18 protein-coding genes are annotated in these 24,613 nt (G+C 36.3%); 11 read left to right on the top strand and 7 right to left on the bottom strand.

The window, feature by feature from the left end:
• Window positions 1-31: 31 nt before the first annotated feature.
• The 5 genes from QNI22_RS01725 (at window position 32) to QNI22_RS01705 (ending at window position 8,418) form a co-directional block, all read left to right on the top strand.
• Complete coding sequence (locus QNI22_RS01725) at window positions 32-1,642, top strand: hypothetical protein (RefSeq protein ID WP_314508865.1); 1,611 nt, start codon at window positions 32-34, stop codon at window positions 1,640-1,642.
• Between the two features lie 56 nt (window positions 1,643-1,698).
• The gene (locus tag QNI22_RS01720) at window positions 1,699-2,202 is read left to right on the top strand and encodes a hypothetical protein (protein WP_314508864.1); all 504 of its coding nucleotides are present in this window, start codon (window positions 1,699-1,701) and stop codon (window positions 2,200-2,202) included.
• A 58-nt stretch (window positions 2,203-2,260) separates the two neighbouring features.
• Window positions 2,261-3,880, top strand: a complete 1,620-nt coding sequence (locus tag QNI22_RS01715) for a glycosyltransferase family 39 protein (protein WP_314508863.1) — start codon at window positions 2,261-2,263, stop codon at window positions 3,878-3,880.
• A gap of 5 nt (window positions 3,881-3,885) precedes the next feature.
• The gene (locus QNI22_RS01710; RefSeq protein ID WP_314508862.1) at window positions 3,886-7,347 is read left to right on the top strand and encodes a hypothetical protein; all 3,462 of its coding nucleotides are present in this window, start codon (window positions 3,886-3,888) and stop codon (window positions 7,345-7,347) included.
• Window positions 7,348-7,455: 108 nt separating this feature from the next.
• A complete protein-coding gene (locus QNI22_RS01705) occupies window positions 7,456-8,418 on the top strand; it encodes an acyltransferase family protein (RefSeq protein ID WP_314508861.1) in 963 nt (320 codons plus the stop codon).
• A gap of 1 nt (window position 8,419) precedes the next feature.
• On the opposite strand, the gene QNI22_RS01700 is transcribed toward QNI22_RS01705, so the two are convergent.
• A complete protein-coding gene (locus QNI22_RS01700; protein ID WP_314508860.1) occupies window positions 8,420-9,652 on the bottom strand; it encodes a hypothetical protein in 1,233 nt (410 codons plus the stop codon).
• A gap of 169 nt (window positions 9,653-9,821) precedes the next feature.
• On the opposite strand from QNI22_RS01700, the gene QNI22_RS01695 reads away from it, so the two are divergent.
• Together QNI22_RS01695 and QNI22_RS01690 are read left to right on the top strand one after the other, a co-directional pair.
• Window positions 9,822-10,265 (top strand): OsmC family protein, encoded by a 444-nt coding sequence (locus QNI22_RS01695; RefSeq protein WP_314508859.1) that lies wholly within the window; start codon window positions 9,822-9,824, stop codon window positions 10,263-10,265.
• A 1,146-nt stretch (window positions 10,266-11,411) separates the two neighbouring features.
• Window positions 11,412-12,521: an RCC1 domain-containing protein gene (locus tag QNI22_RS01690; protein WP_314508858.1), complete on the top strand. Its 1,110-nt coding sequence runs from the start codon at window positions 11,412-11,414 to the stop codon at window positions 12,519-12,521.
• Between the two features lie 122 nt (window positions 12,522-12,643).
• On the opposite strand, the gene QNI22_RS01685 is transcribed toward QNI22_RS01690, so the two are convergent.
• Window positions 12,644-14,836, bottom strand: coding sequence for a sodium-translocating pyrophosphatase (locus QNI22_RS01685; RefSeq protein ID WP_314508857.1), 2,193 nt, complete (start codon window positions 14,834-14,836; stop codon window positions 12,644-12,646).
• A gap of 168 nt (window positions 14,837-15,004) precedes the next feature.
• Entirely contained in the window at window positions 15,005-15,334 is a 330-nt protein-coding gene (locus tag QNI22_RS01680) for a tRNA-binding protein (RefSeq protein WP_314508856.1), read from the bottom strand.
• Between the two features lie 398 nt (window positions 15,335-15,732).
• On the opposite strand from QNI22_RS01680, the gene QNI22_RS01675 reads away from it, so the two are divergent.
• Window positions 15,733-16,998, top strand: coding sequence for an aminotransferase class V-fold PLP-dependent enzyme (locus tag QNI22_RS01675; RefSeq protein ID WP_314508855.1), 1,266 nt, complete (start codon window positions 15,733-15,735; stop codon window positions 16,996-16,998).
• Between the two features lie 108 nt (window positions 16,999-17,106).
• Here the strand turns inward: QNI22_RS01675 and QNI22_RS01670 are convergent, their stop codons facing one another.
• The 4 genes from QNI22_RS01670 to QNI22_RS01655 all read right to left on the bottom strand — a co-directional run bounded on the left by QNI22_RS01670 (window position 17,107) and on the right by QNI22_RS01655 (window position 19,875).
• Entirely contained in the window at window positions 17,107-17,412 is a 306-nt protein-coding gene (locus QNI22_RS01670) for a hypothetical protein (RefSeq protein WP_314508854.1), read from the bottom strand.
• Between the two features lie 71 nt (window positions 17,413-17,483).
• On the bottom strand, window positions 17,484-18,581 hold the full coding sequence (locus tag QNI22_RS01665) for a UbiA family prenyltransferase (RefSeq protein ID WP_314508853.1): 1,098 nt from the start codon (window positions 18,579-18,581) through the stop codon (window positions 17,484-17,486).
• 68 nt (window positions 18,582-18,649) lie between these two features.
• Entirely contained in the window at window positions 18,650-19,297 is a 648-nt protein-coding gene (locus QNI22_RS01660) for a M949_RS01915 family surface polysaccharide biosynthesis protein (RefSeq protein WP_314508852.1), read from the bottom strand.
• 116 nt (window positions 19,298-19,413) lie between these two features.
• Window positions 19,414-19,875: a YbjN domain-containing protein gene (locus QNI22_RS01655; RefSeq protein ID WP_314508851.1), complete on the bottom strand. Its 462-nt coding sequence runs from the start codon at window positions 19,873-19,875 to the stop codon at window positions 19,414-19,416.
• A gap of 384 nt (window positions 19,876-20,259) precedes the next feature.
• Here QNI22_RS01655 and sucC point away from each other — a divergent pair, with 384 nt between their 5' ends.
• From sucC to QNI22_RS01640, 3 genes are all read left to right on the top strand, one after another.
• Complete coding sequence (gene sucC, locus QNI22_RS01650) at window positions 20,260-21,456, top strand: ADP-forming succinate--CoA ligase subunit beta (RefSeq protein ID WP_313983960.1); 1,197 nt, start codon at window positions 20,260-20,262, stop codon at window positions 21,454-21,456.
• Window positions 21,457-22,373: 917 nt separating this feature from the next.
• Entirely contained in the window at window positions 22,374-22,655 is a 282-nt protein-coding gene (locus QNI22_RS01645; RefSeq protein ID WP_314003599.1) for a hypothetical protein, read from the top strand.
• A 3-nt stretch (window positions 22,656-22,658) separates the two neighbouring features.
• Window positions 22,659-24,248 (top strand): PepSY-associated TM helix domain-containing protein, encoded by a 1,590-nt coding sequence (locus tag QNI22_RS01640; protein WP_314508850.1) that lies wholly within the window; start codon window positions 22,659-22,661, stop codon window positions 24,246-24,248.
• Window positions 24,249-24,613: the final 365 nt, after the last annotated feature.

The following is a 24,613-nucleotide window of genomic DNA, read 5'->3' as shown; positions in this document are numbered from 1 at the left end:
ATTCTTTTCAAAATGCTAATTTCTTTAATACATGTTGTTAACCAAAACAAAATCTCATATTTCTAAAAACTCTATACAAGAGCAACAGCAAAGTCTTCTGGTTGCAATATGTATACTAGGATCAATCATACGAATTATACATTACATTTATAATAGAAGTTTATGGGGTGATGAAGCTTTTTTAGGAATAAACTTTCTTGCTGATGGCTGGAAAAATTTATTTCAACCACCACTCCTCTATTTTCAGCAGGCTCCCCTAGGTTTTTTATTATTGGAAAAGACACTTGTATCACTATTTGGTCCAAGTGAATATACACTAAGAGCAGTTTCGCTGATTTTTGGAATAAGTGCTATTTTTCTTTTTAAATATTTAACAAATTATTTTTTATACTTTCCAGGAAAAGTGATAGCACTTTTCCTTTTTGCTCTCAGTTATCCCGCTATTTATCATTCAGTAGAAGCTAAACAATATAGTACAGAACTGTTTGTTTCTGTACTCTTATATGTATCATATCTCTACTATTATAAAAAAGAGGGGACTATCACTATTCTAAGGTTTGGACTGATTGGTGCTTTTGTTACATGGTTCTCGTATTCTTCTCTTTTCATATTATTAGGCATTGCCAACCTTATTTGTATAAAATTAATCTTTCAGAGAAAATGGAAACTACTATTGGCTCATCTACCTGCTTTTTTTTTATGGATAATTAGTTTTATACCTAACTATATCTTTTTTATAAAACCCGGATCAGCTATTCCATGGTTAGTAGGTATGTGGCAGGGTAGCTTTTTACCATTGTCTAAACAAATCTTTATCTGGCTTGTACGTACTAGTATATCTATCATGCAAGATCCTGTAGGAATAAGTTGGAGTCATGGTAAGCTCATTATTATTTGTCTAGGATCCTTTATTGGATTTGTACTTTTTCTAATAGGAGCGATTTCCTTAATTAAAGGAGATAAGGAAGCTATTATAGTTCTGCTACTTCCTTTATTCGGAGCTCTGGTAGCATCTGCTTTGCATAAATATCCATTTTACGAAAGATTTATACTTTTTAGTCTACCATCTTTTCTACTATTAATAGGTTGTGGCTTTGATCGAATATCACTTTTTTTAAATAGAAAACCTTTGTATATCTACTTGATCGGATTTATACTTCTTATCCCTCCTATTTTCAACACAATTCAACATATTATTTATCCGGAAACCTACCCCATTTATGCAGATTACCGTGCAGGAGCATCATTTGTAGCTAAGAATTACAAAAAAGAAAATATTTATATTCCAGCAATATGGGGTATATCCAGTGTAGAAGCCGGGTTAAATTATTATGACAAAGCTAATAATTATCAATTTAGCTATCACTTTTTAACAAAAGAAACCCAAGTTGCAAAAAATGAAGAAGAACTATTAGTACAATATATGCATGTTATTTCAACATTGAAAAATCAGTCATCTATATGGATTGTAACCAACCCAACTATTTCGGCAAAAATCGAATCAAGTAAGGTAACTCATACATATATAAGTGAAACAGATGTTATTTTGAAAGCAATACAAAATAATGGGGGAAAAATAGATAAGTACATGAGAGGGAAAACGATTGCTGCCTACCATATACAATTTGGTAAGCCCATATGACTAAAACAATATAGTATTTTCAAATAAATCTTTGTTTTATAACGACCAATCAACAAATGACCTCCAAACAATATTTTCTGACACAATCTATTATCCATCTGGCATTAATGATGGGGCAGATTTTATTTGCAATTGTGACTTTTTACATAGGTCAGACTTCGCCTTTGCCAGGTAATGAGGAATTAAAGCAAACTTTCACATATCTTATACCATTAGTAGCGTTGACATGTTTAGCAGCAGCATTTCTATTGTTTACTATTCTATTAAAAAAAGCAAAAGAAAAAGCCAGTCTTAGCCAAAAAATATCAGCTTATGGAACCGCAATGATTGTTCGCTATGCACTACTGGAAGCCCCTTCACTATTGAGTATCATTGCTTTTTTCCTTACTGGAAACTATACATTCCTCTCAGTATTTGGCCTTGTTATCATTCTGTTTATCTTCCTTCGTCCTTCAAAAGATAAGTTAATACAGGAGCTTGAGTTGGATTCAAATGAAGAAATGCTGATTAATACTCCAGATGCAATAATAATGAAACGTTATAATGCTAATCATGACTAAGATCTAAAAAATCAAACTGTATATTTACCTGATATTAATCATTTAATTAATTAACACCTTGACGTTACACCATCAAGCATCACTAGACTATTCACTTACTAAAAAAGAGAGTAAGCTTAATCTGTTCTGTTACTTACCAGCGTTCATTATCTTATCTGGGATTTTCTTTCGTTTATTTCATTACTTTTATAACAGAGGTCTGTATCTTGATGAAACAAGTGTAGCAGTTAACTTATTATCAAAAAACTATTTGGCTCTAGCCTCACCACCTTTAATTTATGATCAGCAGGCGCCTCTCTTTTTTTGGTGGTTAGAAAAAGGATTCTGTCAACTTTTTGGATATAGTGAACTCTCATTACGCTTTATTCCTTTAGTATGTGGAATTATAGCATTACCGTTATTCTGGAATCTTCTGAAAAAGCTGGTAGAATTTAAGGCAAGCGTAATAGGTCTATTTTTATTAGCATTTGCCTATCCTGTCATTTATCATTCTGTTGAAGTCAAACAATATATTATTGAATTACTTACTACAATTGTTCTTATTAGTAGTGTCTCTCGTTATGCATTTCAAGATAAAACAGCTTCTTATTTAGCTTTGGGTATTATTGGAGCTTTAAGTATGTGGTTTTCATATCCTGCTATTTTCATTTTAACAAGTATAGGTATAACTCAGTCTTTCTGGATATTTCGCAATTGGAATAAAAAAAATGCTTTAGGCTTATTATTGCAGGGTTCATTATGGGGAGTTAGCTTTCTGATTAACTTTCTTTTATTTATTAACAAAGGGACAAAGATACCGTGGCTGATTGGTTTTTGGGAAGAATATTTTATGCCTTGGCCTATTACTTCAAAGCAAGATATCTTATGGTTCTTCTTCAGACTTGATAACTTCTTAGAATACCCTCTTGGCATAAATTGGTCATTTATAAGTATTTATGTTGTTATAAAACATACAATTATTCTTATCATCTTACTTATAGGATTAAAGCACTTGCTAAAAAAAAACAAAGCTTTATTTTCAATTATTATCTTATCACTTTGTTTGACATTAGTAGCATCGTCAATGCATAAGTATCCATTTCATGGGCGTCTTTTAGTCTTTTTGGCACCATTACTCTTTATAATTATAAGCTATGGAATAGAATGGATTAATACACAAATTTTGAAATTTCAGATGCATCGATTCACCATTTTAGTTATTAGCTTTCTGATTTGCTTCCCAAGTGTATATTACTCCTTTGACCAATTGTTTCATCCTTTGAAACTAGTAAATGCAGTTTATGATATAAAAAAAGGATTAGCATTTATTAAAGATAAAGCACAACCTAATGATACAATTTATAGTATGGTATGGGAAGGCCAAACAACTTATTATTCACATATATGGAAAATGCCTAATAAGTTTATTCCTTTTTTTTACCCACAGGGTAGTAGTATAGCTGAGTTAAAGAAAAATATTTCTAGTGCATTGGCACCGTTAAAAACTCAGAAAAGGGTATGGTTTATAGTATATGGAGCACCAAAGGTCCAACTAAAAATAAATGATAAAAACCAGAAATTAAATATAAAAGAAGTAAATCTAATAGCAGATGTTCTGAATCACGAAGGAAAATGTATAGATATGTATGTTGAGAAAAATAACTGTTCAGTATTTCTTTACGAATTAAATCAACAATAGCCATTATGCCTAAATCGTTATTAATTCAAAGTTCCCAAGTCCGTAATGGAGATCGCGGTAAATGGAATAAATTTGACCAGCAAAAACCGTATATACAAGGCATTCAAACAGGGGATGTAGCCACTCAGGAAATTGATGCGGTTACACTTAATACTATGATATCGGGAGTCCCTACTCCCTGGGCTAGAGCCAGATTGTTTGGGTTTGCATTAAAATACACCCAGGAAGATCCCAATATAAAAACAACAGGGCTAATCAAATTTTATAACTCCCTGATTGCAGAATGGAAAGGTCTGATTGCCTGCATGGCATTATTTCCCAATCGAATCAAGATTGCCTCTCCTTTACCTATGGATGTACAGAACATTAACGATCTGTACTCAATCCCAACGTCTCTGGGAAGGATGCTTTTTGATGATACAGATCTGTGGACAGAACCGGATTCTTTGTCAAGAAATGATCCCAATGCAAAACCTGCTGTCCAGCTTATTTATTACAATGGCAAGCTCATTGGTGGAACGTCTCCTTACTCTTTGGCTTTTCCAGCGGCCTCTTATACTAATTTACCTGACTCGGGAGATATAGGTTGGTATAGAAATGGAAAGTTTGATGATCCCTTGGTATATGGTAATCTTGGAGCAGATGACCTGAAGAAACTGTTTCTTTTGGTTAAGACAATGGCTGCGAAGATTCCTTCTTTTGAGCAAAAAATTAATCAAAACAGACAGGGGAAAGTAGCACTTTCGTTACTAGGTCTCCGGGAATTTACGGAAAAATTTGCTCAGGATATAAAAGCTAAGGCTCCTAATATTGAAGAAAGTGGAACACTTGATGGCGAATTAAACTTTGCAGCGCCTTATCAGGAACTATTTGCAGTAAAATCAGGGTATTATTTCCTTAATGGAGTATTTTATCTGAATGATCCTGGTAGTGGAGCTGTAGAAATTGATCCAAAATCATTACTTCTGGATTCAGAAACTCTGTCTCAGTTCTTTCTGGAAGATGAAACTCAACCTTTAGATAATGCAGCAGTACACTATCTGAAAGCAAGGGATCTAAGCCGAAATGAAGACTTATACTTCCCATTACCACTGAGTCGTTCAGCTATTCTATTGTTTCAGAATAATCTTGCAGATCTGCTACAAGGCAAAAAAGACTTTCATCAGATCTATGCTGAATTGAAACCCAATGAGTATCGTCTCAAAGTTCGTTTCAGGTTATATGTAGGTGATAAACATATGACCCCTATTGAACGTGAATACAAGATTGAACCAATGGATACAGGGAAGCATGTAATTCTCTGGCCTAATTTCATTTCTGAACATTGGCAACAATATTATTTATATAATGAAATCCCTGCCAATGATACATCAATTAAGATAGTCCCATTCTTTAAGCGCTGGGAAAATCCCTGGAAGATCATCACCAATGACAAAAAACAATTTGTCTATGGAGAAGGGATTACAACCGATGAATTCAAATTTATCAATGACAATGGTTTACCAGAAAAACGTCTGGAGGGAGATAAACTAGTATATTATCCAATTGGCAAGTCAGGAGATCTTCATAAATATGAAATATACCGTTTTAACCAACCTTTAGCAGGTCTGGAAATCCGGAAAAATATTGGAGGAGCGGATCAGGTAATCGGTTATCTGATGGTTAAAAATGCAACAGAAACATTTAAAGACTTATCTGGCACCCATACACCTGAATATATTCGTAATCGTCGGGCTACAATTGGTATTGATTTTGGATCAAACAATTCTTGTCTTAGCTATTCTACAGATGGAGTAGTTAAACCTTTTACGTTTAAAAACAGACGTGTGTTTTTGATGGGAGCAGAAACATTCAATGGAGACAGCAAGTTTGCATCCCTTCATGAAATGTATTTCTTTCAGAATGAAAGCATCATGAATGGACAACTCAAGACCTGGGTTCAGCAACATAATCGTCTGAGTGTTGTTCCGGGTAAAGAAACCATTGAAATTTCTGGTGGAGTACCTATTTTCGAACCTAATATACGGGTTCTGGCAATGGAAAAATCCTTTATGCGAACCAATGCCGGCGAACTGTACTATAGCCTGAAATGGGAAAATGATGACGCAGGTATGCATCGTAAGGAAGGATTTTTGAAAACCTTGTGGCTAACAATGTGTGCAGAGTTATATGAGAATCAATATGCACCTTCTGTTATGCGTTGGTCATATCCAGGAGCCCTATCGAAAAAAGATCAGCGTTTGTATAACACTATGTATGGAAACATTGCTCAGATTACACCCATACGCAATGTACCTACAGCTAATCTTGAGCAGCCTCTCACTGAAGCAGAAGCTGTTTGTAACTATGCTCTCAGCAAAGGAGGATTAGCATTTTATGGTGACAATATGATGATTGGTGCGGATGTGGGAGGTAGTACCTGCAATGTGCTTCTGGTAGCTCGTGAAAGAGGACAGGATGGAAGTTATGCACCGCGACTGGTCAAACAAAGCTCTCTACGAATGTCAGCCGGTAAACTGGCGGAAGTAACCTTAAAATCCTCTCAGGTACGTGAGGCTATCTATTATTTTGCTACCTCAGGCATTGCTAATATCAAAGTAATGGGAATTGAGGAAATGCGTAATAAACCAGAAGTATCACCCTATTATCTAAATACGATTCTGGATCGACTGCGTGGAGAGGACTTTGACAAATTCTATAAATCACTTGCCCAGTCAGGATCTCCTTATGTAAACAAAACAGAAGCACGAGCTATCTTTGCAATTCCAACCTTTATCTGCGGCACTGTATTGTTCTATTCTGGTATGTTGGCAAAGAAAACAATCCAGGATCGTAATCTTACAGGTATCAATACCTTCGAATTCTTTCCATTTGGAAAAGGAGGTCGTATGTTTGACTGGCTTGAAAGCTTTATTGGCAAACAAGATACATTGTCTTATTATAATAATTGCTTTAAAGCTGGTTTTGGAGAAGGTTCCGATACTATTCGTCTGGTAAAACGAGATGAAATACGTCAGGATAATAAATCAGAAGTTTCATTTGGACTGTCAGCAGAACGGAAAGTAGTTGTAGATGAAAATAGCAGAGAAACAGCTGACATTGTAGGTGAAGAAGGATTTGTATTCAATGGTCAAACATTGAAAGCAAGTGATTCTGTAACAACTCAATACCTGGAAAAGATTGAACAATTTGACCAGATACCAGCCAACTTTGCTAACTTTGAGAAATTTTTGAATGTCTTCTTAAATCTGGCAGGCCCTAACGATGCTGGCATTATTGAAAACACGCAAGTTTTAAAAAGTAAACTTCCTGAAATTCGAAGAATGCTGCTGAACTATGTCACTTATGATCCTGAGTATATCAATGCGCGTACCTCTGGTCAATTCGACTATAAACACTCTATCCTTGTACTTATAGCAATGTGCTTCCTGGACCGTATTTTAATTCCTGATTTATTCAAAGGTTAATTTTTTATCTTTTTTGTAGCTCTGAGTATAATCAGAGCTACTTTTGTATTGATTCATCTATATACGAAGTTGACTAAGCAAAGCGATTATTTATTTTCTATAAACAACATGCGGGCTATTGCCTCTATGGCAGTTGTCTTATTCCATTTCATTGGCACAGAACAATTTCTCACTAACTGGACTATTTTAAAATATATCTCTGTATATGGTCAATATGGTGTACAAATGTTTTTTGTTATATCCGGATTTGTAATTCCATTCTCTTTATATAAATCCAAGTATAAGATCCACTATTATGGTAAATTTGTTTTGAAAAGAATAATACGTCTTGATCCCCCTTATTTGGCCAATATTTTATTCATTATTTGCCTGAGTTACGTACTAAGTAAAGTTTCGAGTGCCCAATTTACAATCACCTGGAAACAACTACTTTTACATCTGGGATATCTTAACGCTTTTTTCCATGAAAAATGGCTAAATGTTGTTTTCTGGACCTTAAGTGTTGAATTTCAATATTATGTATTATTGGGTCTTATTTATCCATTATTAATAGGTAACCAATGGATCAGATCTATTACTGTTATTTCATTGCTTGCACTCTCAATACTATTTCATGACATTCCACGTGATTTCTTTTTTGCGCATATCCCTGTATTTCTAATGGGAATTCTGACATTTCAATGGTATACTCGTATTATTCCCAAATGGGAATATATTGTTTGGACGTTTGTCTGCATTTTGTTTATCTATACTAGTTCAATTGAAATCCTTTTTGTCAGCATCATTTCTGTGTTGCTTTTATTCTATTTTACAATTGAAAATAAATGGCTTACTTTTCTAGGTGATATATCCTATTCTTTGTATCTAATGCATGTAATGACAGGTTCTGTTGTCATCAGCATTGTAAAAAAACGTACAGATAATATCTATATTGAGTTTTTTGCCTTAGTCTTTGCTGTTTCAATATCAGTTACAATGTCTTATCTTCTATATAGATTTGTTGAACAGCCTTCACAAAAACTGTCTTCAAAAATCAGATTCACCAATAAAAGCAACTCAGTTACAGTATAAACTATCTAGTACTTTTTCGCCACATCCAATATAACAAAGGATAAATCGCTAAACTTGTTAATGTAGAATAGATCAAAAAATCCCTCCGCCAATCAGGTAGCATAGATGCTTTTATAGCAGGACCTGAATTAGCCCAAGCTATAAAAGCATCAGCGATAGGCAGAACACCAAAAAGATATTTTTTCTGATCGCCAGATGTCCATCCCGCACCAAATCCTTCTATACTATTGCGTAAACCAACTGCAACATCACTTTCATTGTGAATAGACATAACACGTAGTCCAACAACAGAAGCAGCCCCACCAATTCCCCAAATCACAGGACCAGAATCAATATCACCAATACCAAACTCTCCTTCAGGATATTCACGAATACCTGGCAACCCTAGTCGGCGATCAAGGAAAAACTGTTTATAATGTAAAAATTGATTATTCGCGAATACAGGATCAATCTCTGGCAAAAAACAGTTTATCAAACTCTGTGAAGAACCTCTGGCTCCTTCTTCTGGATATCCTGTTTGAGCATGTACAGAATGAGGTATAAGTCCTGTTACTGTATCAAGCCGCTGCTGTACTTTCTTAATCCATTGTCGGGTCACATATTGGTATTTAGGTTCGAATAGATGATCATACATTGGCAGTGAGGTAACACAAATAACCATATCTGCAGGCCAAGCCTGGTTCGCGTAGGATGTGGCAAAAGGGGTATCACTATCTTTTATAAATCCAGCTATATGTTCACATTTGGACTTGAATAATCGAATATCATCTGCACTTCTGTCTACTGGCTTTAGTAATAACAACTTTCTGCCCAATATAAGATTGCTCCATCCTGTATAAAAAGCACCATACTCAATTTCCAGAGATTCACTGAAGATAGATCTTGCCTCATCAGACTGAACACGTTGCAATACCCAATCTATTTCCTGTATTGCTTCTTTATAATATGGTGAGGAATACTTCAGATCTTTCACCAGATCATACCAGGTAAGTGCATACAGGGAATTGATAAAGAGAAGTCCTTCCGGATACAATTGTTGCATTTGCTCACCGGCTTGATTCTTGTGCAATTCTTTTTTTAAAAAATAAAGCTGGTGCAACACATCCTGATTTACCACACCATCTGGTGTTATCTCTAATTCAGGAAGAAAACCCAATCGAATGTTTACGTATAGTAATAAGGCTATCCAGAGTATCAGGAATAAAGAAAATAGAATTTTAAAGAGTTGCTTCAATGGAAATTAGTTTTTAGATCTCAGTGTTTTCGCAAAAGATACAATATTACCCAATTAAATTTGACTTCTTTTGTCAACTCTTCGTATTCTATCATTATTTCCCTTGACATTCAGCTTTATACGCTTATTTTAGCACTTCATTTTTTCTCACCTTTAAATACCCATTCTTATGAAAAGAAAAGCATCTGCCGTTTGGAACGGATCTTTAAAAGAAGGTAAAGGTAATTTGACCACACAAAGTGGTGCCTTAAAACAACAAATGTATTCATTCAATACTCGATTTGGAGAAGATGGTACCGTTGGCACCAACCCAGAAGAATTGATTGCAGCAGCCCATGCCGGATGCTTTACAATGGCAACTGGAGCCACACTCAATGGAGAAGGCTATATTCCGGAAGAGCTCTCAACTGAGGCTACTCTGGATTTAGTATTTGAAAATGGAGGATACGTGATAAAAGGTATTCATCTGGAATTAACGGGGAATGTTCCAGGTATTGATAATACAAAGTTTCAGGAAATTGCTCAGAATGCAAAAGCTAATTGCCCTGTATCCAAAGCTTTAAGTGTACCTATTACATTGACTGCATCTCTTGTTGCAGAAAAAGCAGTATAAGAAGTATATTACTTTTTCTGCATAATTTATTCGTGAATAAACCTGAATCATCCCAAATTTTAGATGAGAGTTTGTTTTAAAAAATCAGCGTCTATGCTTTTGAAAAAAGTATAGACGCTGATTAACTTTTAAGCAATCTATTTTCCTGAAGTTGTTTATTGGCCTTTTCATTATCCTTCCACAGACTTCTTCATTTTTTGCTTTCTTGTATCCAAAGTTTGTTTATAGTCCTGAACATTTCTCTTCTTATCGCCTTGTCACTTTTTTGTCACGCCACGGCGTGATAACCCCAAAAGGACACCTTCTCTCCTAACCTTCCCCAAGACCAAAGGCCAACCTCACAGAGAAAATAGCTATAATAGGAAATGAACCTACCTATGCGCATAATTTCGCTCAATAGAATATTGAATCAAAGTATGCTCATAACTTGTATCTCTAAATAAAAAACTAACTAGTCTGTTATTCAAAGGAGTTTTTTAACAACTAAAACTCTTGTTGTACCATCTCCTATTTCTCAACGAATAGCCTATTGAGGCTCACTATAAAATATACCATCTTCACTTCTTTAGAAGCTATTATAAACAACTTCTTTATCTACGAATCAGTCTGTACTTATACTCCTATCTAACGTTATTTTAAAATAAAGTATCAGACAGTTTTACTCTAAGAGAGGATAGATTCTAGCATTCTGTTAAATCGTAAAACAGTTCAGGAAAATGTTGATTCCAAGCATATTAATATACTTTATAGCATTTATATGTACGTTTTTCAGAAAAGTAGAATAAAATGCCCTTGTATAGGAACTAATTTTAGAGATAAGCGAGAAATACAATAAGATACATACAGGTTTGTAAAATAACCTATAATAAGATTTTATCGACAAAGTTAGGTGTATAGATCAAAAATGCGTTATTATAAGATTCGCTTTCCCAATCTAACGTTTCGTCTTTCGCCTAAAAGCAACATTGGTATTTTTCACGATTATCGTGAAAAATTTATTCATATCAATCAATTTCCTTCCACAAAACTTACACACTATAGCCCTGATAATGAGACAAATTGCAGATTGAGAATTGGATAAACTAATTTCTGTAATCTATTTTGCAGAAGAAACCAGTTCATTTGTCTAAACACACTCACATGTCTATGAAAAAAACAATTCTCTCTCTTTTATCACTATCTATTCTTTTCTTTGGAGTTTCCTGTAAAGATTCTAAAGATCCAGAACCTCAAGTAACGGCCTCAATTGGTGCAGGTGAATATCACTCATTTCTTATAAGAAATGATTCTTTATGGGCTACTGGCTACAATGGATATGGCCAATTGGGAGATGGGACTACTACTAGTACTTCAACACCTAAATTAGTAATGACCAATGTAAAATCAGTAGCAGCGGGCATATATCATTCCTTGATTCTTAAGAACGATAATACGCTTTGGGCTACTGGCTACAACGACTATGGCCAATTAGGAGATGGGACTACTACTAGTACTTCAACGCCTAAACAAGTTGCAACTAATGTAAAATCGGTAACAGCAGGTAGATATCATTCCTTGATTCTTAAGAACGATAATACGCTTTGGGCTACTGGCTACAACGACTATGGCCAATTAGGAGATGGGACTACTACTAGTACTTCAACACCTAAACAAGTTGCAACTGATATAAAATCAGTAGCAGCAGGTAGATATTTTTCTTTAATCGTTAAAAATGATAATACGCTTTGGGTTACTGGTGATAATGGATCTGGGCAATTAGGAGATGGAACTACTACTAGTACTTCAACGCCTAAACAGGTTGCAACTAATGTAAAATCAGTAGCAGCAGGTAGATATTTTTCTTTAATCGTTAAAAATGATAATACTCTTTGGGCTACCGGTAACAATGGAGATGGACAATTGGGTGATGGAACTTATGAAAGTGTTTTAACACCTAAGCAAGTTGCAACTAATGTAAAATCGGTAACAGCAGGTAGATATCATTCCTTGATTCTTAAGAACGATAATACGCTTTGGGCTACTGGTGATAATGGATCTGGGCAATTGGGTGATGGAACTTATGAAGGTGTTTCAACACCTAAGCAAGTTGCAACTGATGTAAAATCAGTAGCAGCAGGCGCATATTTCACTTTAGCTCTTACAAATGATAATACTTTCTGGGCTACTGGTGACAATGGAGATGGACAATTAGGATTGTCTTCAGACTATGTAACTACATATACTAAAATTGTAGTAAATCAAATAAGTGCCAAGTAAGAATAAATTACTTGAAAATCAGATAAACAGCATACCTACTAACTTTCTAAAGTTAGTAGGTATGCTGTTTCAGAAGTATGATGATATACAAATTTAAGAAATCCTGTAGAACTCATTTTCTGTTATTTCTTCGTAACAGATATTTCTTTCTTAACTTCCACTTTTGCATTATCAGAATGTGAAGTATCAACCTTAGCAATGTAAGGAGCAATTACAAGCGCTACAATAGACATAAGTTTGATCAGAATATTCATGGATGGGCCAGATGTATCTTTAAAAGGATCACCAACAGTATCACCAGTTACAGAGGCCTTATGGGGTTCAGACTTTTTGTAGAAGATTTCTGGCTTTCCATTTACTATAATTTCAGCACCTTTTTCGAACGATTTCTTGGCATTATCCCAGGCACCACCTGCATTGTTCTGAAACATTCCCATCAATACACCACTTACAGTTGCACCTGCTAAAAATCCCCCTAAAGCTTCAGGTCCAAAAATAAAACCTATTATTAGTGGAGAGATTAAAGCAATCGCTCCTGGAGCTACCATCTTCTGAATAGATGCCTGTGTAGAAATAGCTACACATTTGTCATATTCAGGCTTAGCTTTCCCTTCCATGATACCAGGAATTTCACGAAACTGCCGACGTACTTCTTCTACCATTGACATAGCAGCTTGTCCTACAGCACGTATTGCCAGTGAAGAAAAAATAAAAGGAATCATTCCTCCAACAAACAAACATGCCAGTACATCTGCCTTGTAAATATCAATACCTGTAATTCCGGCAATCCCAACAAAAGCTGCAAATAAAGCCAGTGAAGTCAGTGCAGCAGAAGCAATAGCAAAGCCTTTACCAGTTGCAGCGGTTGTATTTCCTACAGCATCCAGAATATCTGTTTTTTCACGCACCTCTTTGGGTAATTCACTCATTTCGGCGATCCCTCCAGCATTGTCAGCTATAGGACCAAAGGCATCAATAGCCAACTGCATAGCAGTTGTAGCCATCATACCAGCTGCTGCAATTGCTACCCCATATAATCCAGCTAGTTCATAAGAACCCCAAATACCAGCAGCCAAAACAATCATAGGCAATGTTGTAGATTCCATTCCTACAGACAATCCCCCAATAATGTTAGTAGCATGGCCTGTAGAAGACTGCTGAATAATAGTCTTAACAGGACGTTTACCCATTGCAGTATAGTATTCGGTGATCATACTCATCAGTGTTCCTACTGCCAGCCCTACAATTACGGCCCCAAATACGCCCATAGAAGTAAACTGATGTCCACGTAATTCCAGATGTTCGGGTAATAACCAGGTAATCAGAAAATACGAAGAAATTGCTGTTAATACGATAGAACCCCAGTTACCTAAGTTCAGAGCATTCTGTACAGCATCCGGTTTTAGCGATTGATCAGAAATACGAACGAAAAATGTGCCGATAATAGAAAATACAATTCCCAAACCAGCAATAAGCATAGGAAGAAGAATAGGAGACAATCCACCAAAATTATCACTAACATCAATTTCCTGTCCCAAAACCATTGTAGAAAGCACCGTAGCTACATATGAACCGAACAAATCGGCTCCCATTCCTGCTACATCACCTACATTATCACCTACGTTATCTGCAATAGTTGCAGGATTTCTTGGATCATCTTCAGGAATACCTGCCTCGACTTTACCTACTAAGTCAGCGCCAACATCAGCAGCTTTGGTATAAATTCCCCCTCCTACACGGGCAAATAAGGCAATACTTTCCGCACCTAATGAAAAACCAGTCAACACTTCCAGTGCAAGCTTCATGCGTTCAGGATTCATCACTCCATCAGGGCCTACACCGCCAAATATAGATACAAACACAATAAACAATGAACCCAACCCCAGTACAGCAAGCCCAGCCACACCCATACCCATTACAGATCCACCGGCAAATGAGACTGCTAATGCCTTAGACAAGCTTGTCCTTGCAGCCTGTGCCGTACGTACATTGGCTTTTGTTGCAATACGCATACCTATATATCCTGCCAAAGCAGATAAAAATGCACCTATTAAAAAAGCCCCAACAATAATAGGACTGGAATTTTCACTAAAAGCTCCTAATATACCCAGACCAGCAGAAGCGATTATGGCAAAGATTCCCAATATTCTCCACTCTGCCCGAAGAAATGCCATTGCTCCTTCAGCAATATAACCAGCAATTTCTGTCATTCGGGCATCGCCCGCCTCTTGTTTTGTAACCCAGGCTGATCGAATAAATGTGTAGAGAAGTCCAAGCAGACCAAAAATAGGAATCAGGTAAATAATACTATTCATGAAACAGAGTGTTAAAGTGATAATTATGAACTGATTAAAAAATTCAATGTATTGCTATAGTTATATCTAATACTATTGATCTATCACAAAGACAATTTTTAATTCAGACTTACCTGCATGAAACTATACACTATCCTACCTTCTCCTGCCGCTTAGCTTTATTCATTCTTATGCAATCCGAAGACCATTAGGCACAGGTCTGTCTGGTTGTAACAATACCACTTCTTTACTCTCTCCAATTACTCCCAGTACCAAACACTCTGACATAAAATTGGCAATCTGCTTGGGTGGAAAGTTTACAACGGCAATTACCTGCTTGCCCACTAACTGTTCCTTCTCGTATAATTTGGTTATTTGTGCAGAGCTTTTTCGGACTCCATATTCTCCAAAATCAATAACCAATTGATAGGCCGGATTTTTAGCTTTGGGAAAATCGTTTGCTTCCAACACAGTTCCAACTCTCATTTCAATCTTTTCAAAATCATTCCATGAAATCATTTCTTCTCAAATAATTAATATAGGTTTATGAAAAAAAGATGATCTAATCAATTACTTATGATCTAATCACTCAACCTAAAATACTATTTTTTTGAAGCAAACAAGATATTCAGGCTTTATTTCCACCGTCTCTGTGCAAAATATAGAATTCAACTCAAGTTTTAAAAGAAAAATTCTATTTTTTCATAAAATACTACATAATACATCTTATAAAATCACTGTCTCTTAATCTTATTTAAGGCAAATAAAAACTAGCTAATTGATACTCAACCCGATGTATGTATTGATAAAAACTAGGTTGTTACAGACAATGATTTTAAGAAATAAAAAACGTTTTCTATTTTTAGCGTTCCTTCTACCTACACAAATTCTTTTATGGTCATCCAGACAAACTTTATATGAAATCACTTTCTAAACGTCAGTTCCTAAAGTCTGTTGCAGGGATCAGTGGATCTCTTACCTTGTCAAACTGGGAAAATACGTTTGCTCAAGTAACGCATCTTTCTGCTCCAGAACTGGCAAAGAAGGAAGAGTTTTGGGGACAAATACGAAAAGGCTATACAGTAACTCCGGATTTTATTCAGCTTGAAAACGGATATTATTCCTTGGCTGCAACAGAAGTACTGGAAAAATACATAGAACATATCCGTCAGGTCAATGCGGTCTCCTCTTATTATATGCGTACACGTATGACGGACGATAAACTTGTAGCTCGGAACGAATTAGCGCGTTTGCTTGGATGTACACCTGAAGAGTTGATCATTACCCGCAATACAACGGAATCACTAGATACTGTTATCTCCGGTATTACCTGGAAGGCAGGAGATGAAGTCATTATGGCTGAACAGGATTATGGCGCCATGCTGGACATGTTTGCACTACAGGCACGTAGATATGGAATTGTCAATAAACTGGTTTCCATTCCCAATCATCCCAAATCCGACGAAGAAATAGTAAGCCTGTATGAGAAGATGATTACCAGCAAAACACGCATGTTAATGGTATGTCAGATTGTAAATATTACTGGTCAGATTTTGCCTGTTCGTAAAATTGCAGATATGGCTCATCATCATAATGTAGAGGTGCTGGTAGACGGAGCCCATGCCTTTGGACACCTTGACTTCAAGATTTCAGATCTGGGTTGTGATTATTATGGTAGTAGTTTACACAAATGGCTGGGCACACCACTGGGAGCAGGTATTCTCTATGTGAGAAAAGAAAAAATTCCAGGTATCTGGCAACTATTTGGCGATATGGGATTCAAAGACGATGATATTCGTAAACTCAATCACACAGGCACTCATCCGGTAGCTACAGATCTGGCTATACAGGATGCTATACGCTTCCACGAAAAAATAGGTATTCAGCGTAAAGAAGCGCGTTTGCGTTATCTGCAACGTTATTGGACAGATCAGGTTCGTAACCATCCGAATATCGTACTGAACACCCCTGCTGATCCACAACGATCGTGTGCAATCGCTAATGTACATGTCAAAGGCAAAAAACCAGACGAATTAGCCAAGCTGCTTATGAGTAAATACAAAATCTTTACAGTAGCCATTGATCGTCCGGGAGTAGCAGGTATTCGGGTAACGCCTCACGTATATACATCCACTCAGGAACTGGATACATTTGTAAAGGCACTACAAGAAATTGCTGGATGATACTATTTTTCCCAAATCCTATATAGGAAAGGAATAAAAGCATTTAGTAGACAGTTAACTTTTATTCCCTCAATTATTCATCACCAGTTAATAATTAACTACTGATAATCAGTTTACAGAAGGAAGAATGGTCTCATCTCCCAAAACCTCTTTTAATTCAATAGTCTCTGTAGCAACAGCAGGTTCAGAGAACTCAGGTTCTATCCTGGAATATTCTCCATAAACAATAAATTTATCTCCTTTGACAACTGTCTGTACCGTTGACTGATTAATCTTTGATCCAATAGGAAGCTGTTTTTCTATTTGTTCAAAATCCACTTCTATAGTAGATATAGAGGATGTTTGCACAACAGTAATAGCCTTTTCATGATCAAAAGAAATGAGGTATTCTTTTACAAAAAAGTTCTTTTTCATATGCAGTTACATTGACCTGATCACCGATTTGTATGATTTGGGTAATCAGATCTAAAAAAGTGTACCTGCGATTATGTTACAGCAAAATATTTCGCTAAAAAACGTGATAACGGAAGTAAAACCAGTACAATCAACCCATAGATCCCTCCCGCAAATACAGCCGCAATAGAAGCATCCATTACAATTAATGAGATTACACCCGCCTTTACTGCCAGCCCAATATTACGAGGTTGAGGATCATTATAAGCACGAATTAATGGCGGAAATATCAGGTAAATGAAAAATACTAAAAAAGGAAGACTTTGCCAAAGAGGTGTTCCTGAGATAAATGCTAATACACAAATAGATAGGATTACGATCCCATATAAGAAGAAAGGAATATAAAACGACCTCTTACTCCCCCCATGAACTTCACCTCTACTCACGGAGGTAATAGCAGATATATAGATAATGGGAATAAGGCAGATATACCATTTATCGACACTGGGAGTATTTATTTGCAATCCAGAAATAATTGAAGAACTTTCAATAAGTATATTTTCTTCTTTGAGATAGTTTTCAAATTGAAAGAAAGAAAGTAGAAACGGATAAAAAATGGTCGTGCCTAAAAACAAATTTAGTCCCCTACACAAACCCATATTTAACGGCCCCCATGACTGATGTTTGCCTATCTTGTTATAGAGTAATGCACAGAAAGCCGTCAAAATAGCCACTACACCACTTAATGGTGACACCAAAAATGCGAAACCAATCCCAAATATCAATAAAACGCTTCCTAATATTGTAGCACCACGTAAAGATGCTCTCCCACTAGGGATGGAACGTTCTGGCCGTTCTACAGCATCTAGTTTTGCATCAAATACATCATTAAATACAACTCCTCCTCCATATAAACCAATAGTTGAAAGTAATAAGAAAAGGATAGAAAGATAATTCATCTCCAATACAAAAAACTCTTTCCAGTATTTTTCGGCAATAGATTGAAAGACCCCTGAAGCTGGCCCTTCTGTCTTTATCTTAACACCAATAAACTCTCCAATATTTCCATATTCGCTACTAAATAGAGAAAACCAAGCCACTGCTACCCCTGCTAAAATATCAGCCATTGCAGTGACAATATTAGCCGGGCGCATCAGTTGCAGATAGGCAAAAAAACGGGATGACTTCACTTGTATAAACTAAAAAATGAACAGATTTTATAATACCAGAAAGCTCTTTACCAAACTAACAAGGGTAACTACTCTCCCATCTTTACTATTTTAAACTTTTCCCATTGCTTATTCGCATAATCCAGAAAGGCTTTGGGTGCTTTACTGAATAAGGCATCTACTACTTTAGCAGGAGTTTCAGCATAATCTTTCATAGGTGAGCCATTTTCATATAAAACAGTCCGACCCCGAATCGCGTATTTCTCCCCATTCTCAAGCATCATCAGTTTCAATACATCGGGACTTACATCACTTCTACATCCTACTGTATACAAAAAGGTTATTTCGGCAAAGCCGTCTTTGTCCAGGTCTGTTACAGACAACGATCCTGCAATATGCCCTACCATTACATCAAATGGGCAGTCTTTCTCAAAATCGTAGATTTGACGAAGCTGCTGAAAAGTATTGGTACTTTTATCAATACAATGAAAAGCATATAATTCTTTACTTCTTCCATCCTTTTCCTCTTTACCCTCTTTCATTTCAGTTTCGGTGAGTATAATCAGGTTTTCACCATTTTTGTCTTCCCAACTCAAAGCCTGAATAAAATTCCCTTTGTATTTTATCTTTTTAGCTGTGATATCTTTAACTGTTACATAATGAGTTTGAGGGATTTGGGCATTGCATAAAAAAATAGTTGCCAGAAAGACTATACTCACAACAAATAATGGTCTCATAAACGGAAATAAAATAGGATGATAAAAACAGCGTAAAAATACAAGAATGCATACAATAAAAAACACCACTCTTTTTTAAGAATGGTGTTTTACAAAATGTCTATTTGTTGCAAAAATTAGTTCGACCAATTTGGAAATGTATTTTTCAGTTCATCATCCAGTAAATCAGCCCAATATTCCAGATCGGCTATACAAGTTGCCAGTTCGTGATAATCCATACCCCGAATATCCCGCTCATAGGTAGCATATACCCAGTTGCTGTTTGGCATGATAGTAAGCTTCACTCCTAACTTTGAATCATTGAGTTCAAGTAGATGGCGATAAAACTTCAGCAGATCATTGGCAGGAATTTGCATTAATGCAGAGAAAATGCGCAGATAATCACGGGAGGTTCCGTTTTCAAAACGGATAGTCTGAATAAAGATATCAATATAGGCTGATCCGATACGCCAGCGCCAGGTTTTCTTTTCCGAATTAAATACCTGTTCGCGTGTTAAGCCAACAGATTCTGCATATTGATGGATCATTTCAGTAACCTTCTCTACTTGAGGGCTAACAGATTGCGGATTTGCACTCATAAGTTCTAATAGTTAAAGTATGAATAATGGGTTTGGCTTAGTAATATTTTGGTGTCTGCTACCCTTGTACGGATAAGTAGTATTGAAAGTATGAATCTATCATTTTTTATTTTTCCAGTATGATTTTTTTAATCATTTTCTATTCATTAGTTGGCAACAAGAGAAAAAGTAAACAGATTGAAAATCATATTAATGTATTTCTATCTTTGTGCCTTTATAGGAAGAAACAGCTTTACAGTAAACTGAAAAATAAAACTTCGCTTTTCTTTCTAAATGATTATTGTTTAGATTCGCGCCGAGACTTTCCAGTAAAGCTTCACTCCATTTGATATAGTTTTGTAATTCTTAATCCATCAGTTGTAACCTTTAACTAGTTATTCAATAATGAACATTCACGAATATCAAGGCAAAGACATTCTGAAAAGTTACGGCGTTCGTGTTCAGGAAGGTATTGTTGTCAATACTCCTGATGAGGCTGTAGAAGCAGCACGTCAGTTGCACGAAAAAACCGGCACTAATTTCTATGTAGTAAAAGCCCAGATCCACGCTGGTGGACGCGGAAAAGGAGGCGGAGTGAAAGTGGCTAAAAATTTTGAAGAGGTACGAGAGAAAGCCAAAAATATTCTGGGAATGCAGTTGATTACTCATCAGACAGGCCCTGAAGGAAAAAAAGTACATAAGGTGTTGATTGCTCAGGATGTATACTATCCTGGTCCTTCAGAACCGAAAGAATATTATCTGAGTATTCTTTTAGATCGTGGTAAGTCTTGCAATGTAATTATGGCAAGTACTGAGGGTGGTATGGATATAGAAGAAGTAGCAGAGCATCACCCTGACAAAATCGTAAAAGAATGGATTGACCCTGTAATTGGTCTGCAACCATTTCAGGCACGTAAAGTAGCCTTTGGCTTAGGTCTTGAAGGCGAAGCATTCAAAGAGATGGTGAAATTCATCACTGCTTTGTACCGTGCGTATGTAGAAACAGATTCTTCTATGTTTGAAATCAACCCTGTGTTGAAAACCTCAGACAACAAGATATTAGCTGTAGATGCAAAAGTAAACCTGGACGACAACGCATTGTATCGTCATACAAACTATGCAGATCTGCGTGACCTGAACGAAGAAGATCCTCTGGAAATCGAAGCGAGCCAGTCTGGTCTGAACTACGTGAAACTGGATGGTAACGTAGGTTGTATGGTAAACGGTGCTGGTCTGGCTATGGCTACTATGGATATTATCAAATTATCAGGTGGTGAACCTGCCAACTTCCTTGATGTAGGTGGTGGAGCTAATGCACAAACAGTAGAAGCAGGTTTTCGTATCATCCTGAAAGATCCAAATGTAAAAGCTATTCTGATCAACATCTTTGGTGGTATCGTTCGTTGTGACCGTGTTGCCAATGGTGTGGTTGAAGCTTACAAGAAAATCGGAGATATAAAAGTACCTATTATCGTTCGTCTGCAAGGAACCAACGCTGAAGAGGGTGCCCGTATCATTGATGAATCAGGTCTGAAAGTATTCTCTGCTGTTCAGTTAAAAGATGCAGCAGCAAGAGTAACAGATGTGCTCAAGACTGTATAATCATACTAATAATACCAAAACAGAAAGCCTCTTATGATAAGAGGCTTTCTGTTTTTATACAGGTGTCTCCTAATTTTGGATAGAGACTTATATGTCCAACCCAATGTGTACTAGACTTACAATGGATCTTGCATTTATCCCACCGTTACGGGATGTGCTTCATGGCTAAAGTTTAGTTACACATTATTCACTACAAATATGCTAGTGCGGTAAATTCCAATCAGATTTTGTTTTGCGGTGAACTATGCGCAAGACAAAAAAGTGATCGGAGTTCCGGTCAGAAAATAATTTGCCGTGAGTTAAGCGCAAACACAAAAATGATCGAAACTCTTGTCAAAACCAAATGTGATTAGAGTTATACGTAATTCCTCAGCCAACCAGCAAGCCTGCCTTGCCTTCACAAAGTTGTCTTTTGCAATGAACTATGCGCAGACTGGAAAAGTGACCAAAACTCTACTCAAAAATCCAAATGATTGGATTATAAAAAAGTTCTTCACGGATTGATTGCCCAATCCTGCCTTCACTAAAAAACTTTTGTATAGAAGCACGTCTTACTACTGGTGGATATGTGCATTGCAGCATAAATTTTCACAAATGCTTCTTTTAATTTGGATCAATTCTAAACAAAGGACATATTGCGTATATTTCTGATACTATATGATAACACTCTTTCTATTAAGCCTCGGTATCTGGATACAATATTCTGGTTCCCGTTATTATCCTTCAACATTTTACAAAATTTCAATTCCTGGCTTCATAAGCTGGATATTTATTGTACTAGGAACAAGCAACTGGGTTTGGCAATGGGGATGGATAAGTGGATTGATTATAAGTCTATTAGTTTACAGTTGTATTCTTTCTCTGATGCAACTACTATGTCACTTAGTAAATAAGCTATCTCATTCATGATTTTCCATATGCCAGCAAAAAAAGAATATCTGACGACACCCGGACAACGGACATTAAAAATATCTGCAGCGGTATTGGGTGGATATTTTGTTTCCATCACCTTTCATCTTTTTCTAGCCACCATATTACCTGACAGAAATATAGTAATGCTTACAGCCACATTTACTCTCTTTCTGCTATGGGGTATTTTGATGATTGTCCCTTTTCTGGCACAAAATGGCTGGAAAATATGGGGAGTCTATCTTTTGCTTATCTGTATCTTTTCAAGTATAACCTTTTGGCTTCGTTAACTTATGAAATTCTCTGGTCTGCCTAACCGAGCTTACAACATTTTATTTCATACCCATACAGTTTCTGGAATTGTAATCAGTGTAGCACTTTATATCATTTTCTTTGCAGGAGCTTTCACGTTATTTCGGGATGAATTTTACAAATGGGAAAATCCAGCAGCCCGATACTATACGGGTAAACCTATAGATTATGACACTACACTACAAAAAGTTAAAAGTGTCATTCCCAATTTTGACTGGAGTGATGACACGTATTTAACAACACCATCCTATACGCGTCCGGATATATGGGTAAGTGGGCATATTCAGACCGCCAGTCACCAAGAAGAACATTTTCGGGGAACCTATTCACCAGTCAACCAAGCGTTTAGCAAAGAACTTAAAACCACTACTGGCGAAACGTTATACAGGCTGCATTTCCTGGATCAACTGCCGGGCCTAGGTAGATACATAGCAGGGTTTGTGTCATTATTTTTTTTGTTTGCCACACTGACGGGCGTACTTATCCATTGGCGAAATATTGTTACCAAATTTTATGGATTCTCACTAAAAGGTTCCTGGAAGCAACTCTGGACAAATGCCCATACAGTATTAGGAATCTTAGGATTACCTTTTCAACTGCTATATGCAATCACAGGTGCATTTTATATTTTATCCATTCTTATTCTATTGCCAACAGTCCTCGTATTTTTTGGAGGGAATCAACAGAAAGTGATTAGTGCTATACGTCCAAATGAAGGTATTGTATTGAAAGAAAATGCCCAGACTGTATCCAACCATCTTTCGATCAATCAATTTGTAACAAAAGTACAACATGAATATCCTGGATTTGAGATTAACCTGATTGGCTTAAAGCACTATAAAAAGGAAGATGCACATATAACATTTATGTTAAAAGATGCACAAAGCTTTACAGGAGACGGACTGGTTTCGTACAGCTTAATAGATGGTAAAAAGTTAATAGAATCCATGCCTGGTAATAAAACCTATGTACAATCTGTATTATTCGGAATTGGCAGAATACATTTTGGCACCTTTGGAGGTATACTAGTAAAGATTATTTATTTCATCCTGGCACTGTTAACCTGCTTTGTTCTGATTAGTGGGATTTTAATCTGGAAAGAGGCCCGCAACAAAAAAGAATATACAGACCAGCAAAAACGATTTCATCATAAAGTAACGATGTGGTATTTGGCTATTTGCTTTGGTTTATATCCAGCTATAGCACTTCTGTTTATTTCAGAACAACTTGTTCCGTTTCAACTGAGCAATAGATTTACTATTGTTAATTCCCTGTTTTTTGGAGGCTGGTTAGCTATTTCTATTTGCAGCTACTTTTATAGAACGGAGTCCCGCTTAACACGTTTTACTTTGCTTATGGGTGGTATACTCTCTTTAGTAGTACCCTTGTCTAATAGTATTGTAACAGGTGACTGGATTGGAAAAGCACTTTCTACAAAACAATATACTGTATTGGGAGTAGATTTGTTCTGGTTACTTACTGGCATTGTAAGCTTGGGAATTTTTAGTTACCTACGTAAAACAGAAAAACGCAATAATCAACTAAAGCCTGTAAAAGAAATTGCCAGATGATATAAATTGGTTGTCTGTCGATCTTTTTTTCTATTCTCTATTTTGTTTATACGAACTTACCCTATGTCTGTAGTTTTTACTCATACTACAAAGTTAGGGTAAGCAAGTAAAAATACCATCTGATTTTTGTAAATTTCAGGCACAAATCCCACAAGTAATACTTACTCAAATCAAATTTCTCTTTGGATAGTATAGTTTACACTCTTACATGTGGCAGTATATTTGTGCTTTCTTTTCTGGCCTTTATGAACCCCAGAAAAGTCAATATACTTGCCAACTTCTGGCTTGGTATATTATTATTTTCTTTTGGATGTACACTTCTGGACCGCCCTTTTTTGCATTTCAATACCTATGTGCAATACCCT

The sequence above is a fragment of the Xanthocytophaga agilis genome, assembly GCF_030068605.1.
Lineage (GTDB): Bacteria > Bacteroidota > Bacteroidia > Cytophagales > 172606-1 > Xanthocytophaga > Xanthocytophaga agilis.
This window is presented reverse-complemented; position numbering and strand designations above follow the sequence as displayed.